5 protein-coding genes are annotated in these 4,795 nt (G+C 52.6%); 3 read left to right on the top strand and 2 right to left on the bottom strand.

What is annotated here, in order from left to right; translation table 11 throughout:
- Positions 1-380 (top strand): hypothetical protein (locus tag NZ653_09940; GenBank protein ID MCS7287440.1); only part of this gene is annotated, 380 nt, incomplete at its 5' end.
- On the opposite strand, the gene NZ653_09935 is transcribed toward NZ653_09940, so the two are convergent.
- Positions 377-658, bottom strand: a complete 282-nt coding sequence (locus NZ653_09935) for a DUF6504 family protein (GenBank protein ID MCS7287439.1) — start codon at positions 656-658, stop codon at positions 377-379. The genes NZ653_09940 and NZ653_09935 overlap by 4 nt on opposite strands.
- Positions 633-1,682, bottom strand: a complete 1,050-nt coding sequence (gene ruvB, locus NZ653_09930) for a Holliday junction branch migration DNA helicase RuvB (protein MCS7287438.1) — start codon at positions 1,680-1,682, stop codon at positions 633-635. Before ruvB ends, NZ653_09935 begins: the two co-directional genes overlap by 26 nt.
- 148 nt (positions 1,683-1,830) lie before the next feature.
- Here ruvB and hypB point away from each other — a divergent pair, with 148 nt between their 5' ends.
- Positions 1,831-2,487, top strand: a complete 657-nt coding sequence (gene hypB / locus NZ653_09925) for a hydrogenase nickel incorporation protein HypB (GenBank protein ID MCS7287437.1) — start codon at positions 1,831-1,833, stop codon at positions 2,485-2,487.
- Entirely contained in the window at positions 2,442-4,748 is a 2,307-nt protein-coding gene (hypF, locus tag NZ653_09920) for a carbamoyltransferase HypF (protein MCS7287436.1), read from the top strand. The genes hypB and hypF overlap by 46 nt, the downstream gene beginning before the upstream one ends.
- The last annotated feature ends 47 nt before the right edge of the window (positions 4,749-4,795 follow it).

The raw sequence follows: 4,795 nt of genomic DNA, 5'->3' as shown, positions 1-4,795 counted from the left end.
ATATCCAGGAGGAAAAAATCCTCTTTGCCGGTGATCTCCTCATGCCCATACCTTTGGTAACCGATGGGGATGTGGACCTGGCTATCGCTTCGCTGGAGACTTTAAAGGGGTTAAGCCTTGATTACGTGGTGCAGGGGCACGGAGGAGTCCTCCTGAAAGGGGAAATAACGGATGTGCTGGAAGATAACATTCGCTATCTCCGGAATTTGAAGGCCAAAGTAGCTGAAGCTATAAGCAGGAAGCGCCCGCTGGAGAAATTGCTTAAGGTTAAACTGGAAGAATTTGGCAAATCCCCCTTCGCTATGGGGGCAATGGGAGAACCCATTCACAAAGCTAACATTATGGCTGTTTACGAAGCTCTGAAAAAGGGCTTAACTTAAACTTCCTCTTCCCGATAAGCCTTGAAGAGCACCCAGTACTGTCGTCCGGGGCCGCGGTGGAAGTAAATCTCAAAGGTTTCGCCTGTTTCCACTTTTACTAGGAAATAATCTCTGTGCCTGCGGCGCCACCACGGTTTCCTCAAATCCATAAAGCGGTGAACCCTTTTAATTTCCACAATTTTGTATTCTTTTCCGCGCCAGATGATGCTTTCGGGAAGGCCGGGCCTGGCGGAGAATTTTACTTCTACCTCTTCACTTACGAATCTGGGGAGCGCCATGGTCAGAAAAACCGGGGCTGAAGGGTTTCCCCCGGATACGGTAGCCCAGGTGCTCATAAGCTTTACGGGTTACCACTCTGCCGCGAGGCGTTCTCTCCAAGAAACCTATGCGCATCAGATAAGGTTCAATTACATCGGCAATGGTGTCGGGCTCTTCACCTACGGCGGCGGCAATGGCTTCAGCTCCCACCGGCCCACCATCAAATTTTTCAATGATGGTCAGAAGGATTTTCCGGTCCAGAGCATCCAGCCCGATTTCATCCACTTCCAGAAGACTCAGGGCTTCCCGGGCTACCTCCCTGGTTATCTTTCCATCAGCTCTGACCTGAGCGTAATCCCTGACCCGGCGCAGGAGCCTGTTGGCTACCCTTGGGGTTCCTCTTGACCTGCGGGCTATTTCCTCCACTCCGCCTCTATCTATTTCTACTCCAAGGAGCCGGGCAGTGCGAAGGACAATCTGCTGCATCGCTTCCAGACTGTAGAAATCTAACCTGTAGACCAGGCCGAAACGGGAACGCAAGGGGGAGGTCATCAGCGCAAGCCTCGTAGTAGCTCCGATAACGGTAAAACGTGGGAGGGGCAAGCGTATACTTCTGGCAGCAGGCCCTTTGCCTATTATTATGTCCAGGCAGAATTCCTCCATAGCCGGATAAAGGAGTTCCTCCACTGGCCTGGCCAGACGGTGGACTTCGTCTATGAAAAGGACGTCGCCCCTTTTGAGGTTGGAAAGTATAGAAGCCAGATCTCCGGTGCGCTCAATAGCTGGGCCTGCCGTTATGTGGATATCGGCACCCATCTCGTGAGCTATGACGTAGGCTAAAGTGGTTTTGCCAAGGCCGGGGGGACCATAGAGAAGGACGTGATCCAAGGGTTCTCCCCTTTCCTTAGCCGCCTGAATGGCTATGCGGAGGCTTTCCTTGATTTGTTCCTGACCTATGTATTCATCAAGGGTTCTGGGGCGCAGGGAAACTTCTGCCCTGAATTCATCACCTCTGGCTTTCGGAGAAACTATCCTTTCCTCCATTTTGGCCTCCCACTAAATTATACCCCATCGCAAGGGTTAAAGGAAATAAACACTTGGAGCGAAAGCCTCCAGGAAGCCGGAATGGACCTTTATTTTGCAGGATTGGCGTGGTATAATATTTCCACCATGTGGCATGCAGGAGAGGGAAATGAAAATAACACTAATGAAGGAATTGTTGAGGGCTAACGACCAGGTAGCCCTTGAGAACAGGGCCTTCTTTGATTCGAGAAAAATTTTCTCCCTGAACATTATGGCTTCCCCTGGGGCCGGGAAGACCAGTTTTATCCTGGCAACAGCGGAGCGCCTCCCACAGGACATAAAGGTTGGGGTTATTGAAGGAGACGTAGCTTCCAGCCTGGATGCTCAAACCATTGCCTCCAGAGGAATACCCGTTATTCAGGTCAATACCGGAGGGAGCTGCCACCTGGATGCCCCAATGATCCGCTCGGCCCTGAGTCAGTCGTCCCTCGGGCCAATAGACCTGCTTTTTGTGGAAAACGTGGGGAACCTCGTCTGTCCTGCTTACTTCCCTCTGGGCACTCACCTCAACGTTGTAATCGCCAGCCTCCCCGAAGGGCAGGATAAGCCTTACAAATATCCAGACATCTTCGCCATAGCCGATGTTATAATCCTCAACAAGGTTGATCTCCTGCCTTTCCTGGATTTTGACCTGGAATATTTCAAGCGCGGGATATACATGGTAAATCCTGAGGTTCCCATTTTCCCCCTCTCCTGCAAAACAGGGGAAGGGTTTGAAAAATGGATGACATGGCTCCTGTTGAAGGTAAGAAACGCCTTCGTGTAGAAATTAAGGGGGCAGTTCAAGGCGTTGGGTTCCGTCCCTTCGTCTACAGGCTCGCCACCAGCCTTAACCTTGCGGGATGGGTCATAAACGATACCAGGGGGGTGCTCATTGAAGTAGAAGGAGGTGAGGCCTCTTTGGAGGAATTCCTCCGAAGGCTGACCGTTGAGAAACCTCCGAGAGCCATCATCCAGAATTTGAGATCTTCCTGGCTTGAGCCCGCAGGTTACACCAGGTTTGAAATTCGCCACAGTTTAGAGCAGGGCGAAAAGACCGTCCTGGTGCTTCCTGATATAGCTACCTGCCCTGACTGCCTGGCCGAAATCTTTAACCCTTCAGACCGTCGCTACCGCTATCCTTTCACCAACTGCACCAACTGTGGCCCTCGCTTCACTATAATTCAATCACTGCCTTACGACAGGCCCAATACCTCGATGAGCCGATTTACCATGTGCCCGGATTGTGCTTCTGAATATAATAACCCTGCTGATCGTCGCTTCCATGCCCAGCCCAACGCCTGTCCCCTATGTGGCCCTCATCTGGAATTGTGGGATGCGGAAGGGAGAAAGCTGGCCTCCGGGGATGAAGCCCTGCACCTTACGGGCATAGCCCTGCGGGAAGGCAAAATAGTGGCAGTGAAAGGTCTTGGGGGATTCCACCTTACAGTTGATGCCCGCAATTCCCAGGCCGTCCAGCGCCTCAGAGAGAGAAAGCCCCGTCGGGATAAGCCCTTTGCCTTGATGGTGCGGGATCTGGAACAAGCTCGCCTTATATGTGAACTTACCCCCGAAGCCGAAAGCCTTCTCTCCTCTCCTGAAGCGCCGATAGTGCTTTTGCCTCGCAAGCCTGGAGCTCCTGTGGCAGAAAATGTAGCGCCGGGTAATCCTAATCTGGGCATAATGTTGCCCTATACCCCACTGCACCACCTCCTTTTGCGGGAGATTGATTTCCCCATAGTAGCCACCAGCGGTAACCTGACCGATGAACCTATCTGTACTGATGAAAACGAAGCTCTGAGGCGTCTTGGCCCCGTTGCCGAGCTCTTCCTTATCCACAACCGGCCCATAGTCCGCCATGTGGATGACAGTGTGGCCTGGATAGTTTTGGGGAAGCCTCGCCTTCTGCGTCGGGCCAGGGGATATGCACCCCTTCCGGTGCTTCTTTCCCAGCCAATTCCCCCCATACTGGCCGTAGGGGCCCACCTTAAAAACACGGTAGCGCTGAGCGTGGGCAATCAGGTTTTTATAAGCCAGCATATAGGAGACCTTGAAACTCCTGAGGCTTTTCGGGCTTTTGAAAGAGTAATAGCTGATTTTCTGCGCCTGTATGAAGTAACTCCGGCTGCCATTGCTCACGACCTCCATCCCGATTATCTCTCCACTTTGTGGGCTCGCCATCATTCGGATATCCCCCTGATTCCGGTCCAGCACCACCATGCCCACCTGGCCTCATGCCTTGCGGAGAATCAGGTACAGGGAGAAGCCTTAGGAGTTACCTGGGACGGAACCGGTTATGGGCTTGATGGGACAATATGGGGAGGGGAATTTCTCCTGGGAGATGCCTCAGGGTTTCGGCGGGTGGCTCACCTGCGCCCTTTTCGCCTCCCTGGAGGTGAAGTGGCTGTAAGGGAGCCTCGCCGAACAGCACTGGCTCTCCTTTGGGAAATGTACGGCGATGAAGTCTTTGACATGGAAAATCTACCACCTGTAGCTTCCTTTACCCCCTCTGAGCGTAAAATTCTGGTTAGAATGCTGGAAAGGGGCTTCAACTCTCCGGTCACCACCAGCGCCGGACGCCTCTTTGATGCCGTTTCAGCCCTGGCGGGGATATGCCAGAAAACAACCTTTGAAGGGCAGGCGGCCATGGCTCTGGAGTTCGCCGCTGACCTATCCTGTCAGGATTGCTACTCCGTAGAATTTGAAGAAAAAGATGGCATCATGTTACTGGACTGGAGGCCCATTGTGGAGGGGGTAATAAGGGATTTGAGACAGGGTAAAGGACCGGGGTTAATTTCGGCTCGCTTCCACAACTCTCTGGTGGAAAGCATAGTTCAGGTGGCTTTAAGGGTAGGAATAAGGAAGGTTGCCCTTTCAGGAGGATGCTTCCAGAACCGAATTCTTACAGAAAAAGCTGCTGTTCTTCTTGAAAGGAAGGGCTTTCAGGTGTTCCTTCACTCCCAAGTTCCCCCGAACGATGGCGGCATAAGCCTGGGGCAAATAGCGGTAGCGGCTTCAAAGCTTCAGGGGAAGAGCTTCGGGGGTTAAAAGTTAATCCAGGCTTAAATCTGGAGCAAACCTCTCGCCCCTCCACC

The organism is Anaerolineae bacterium (genome assembly GCA_025062375.1).
Classification (GTDB): Bacteria; Chloroflexota; Anaerolineae; order SpSt-600; family SpSt-600; genus SpSt-600.
The sequence above is the reverse complement of the archived record's forward strand: the minus strand, read 5'-3'. Positions and strand labels throughout refer to the sequence as shown.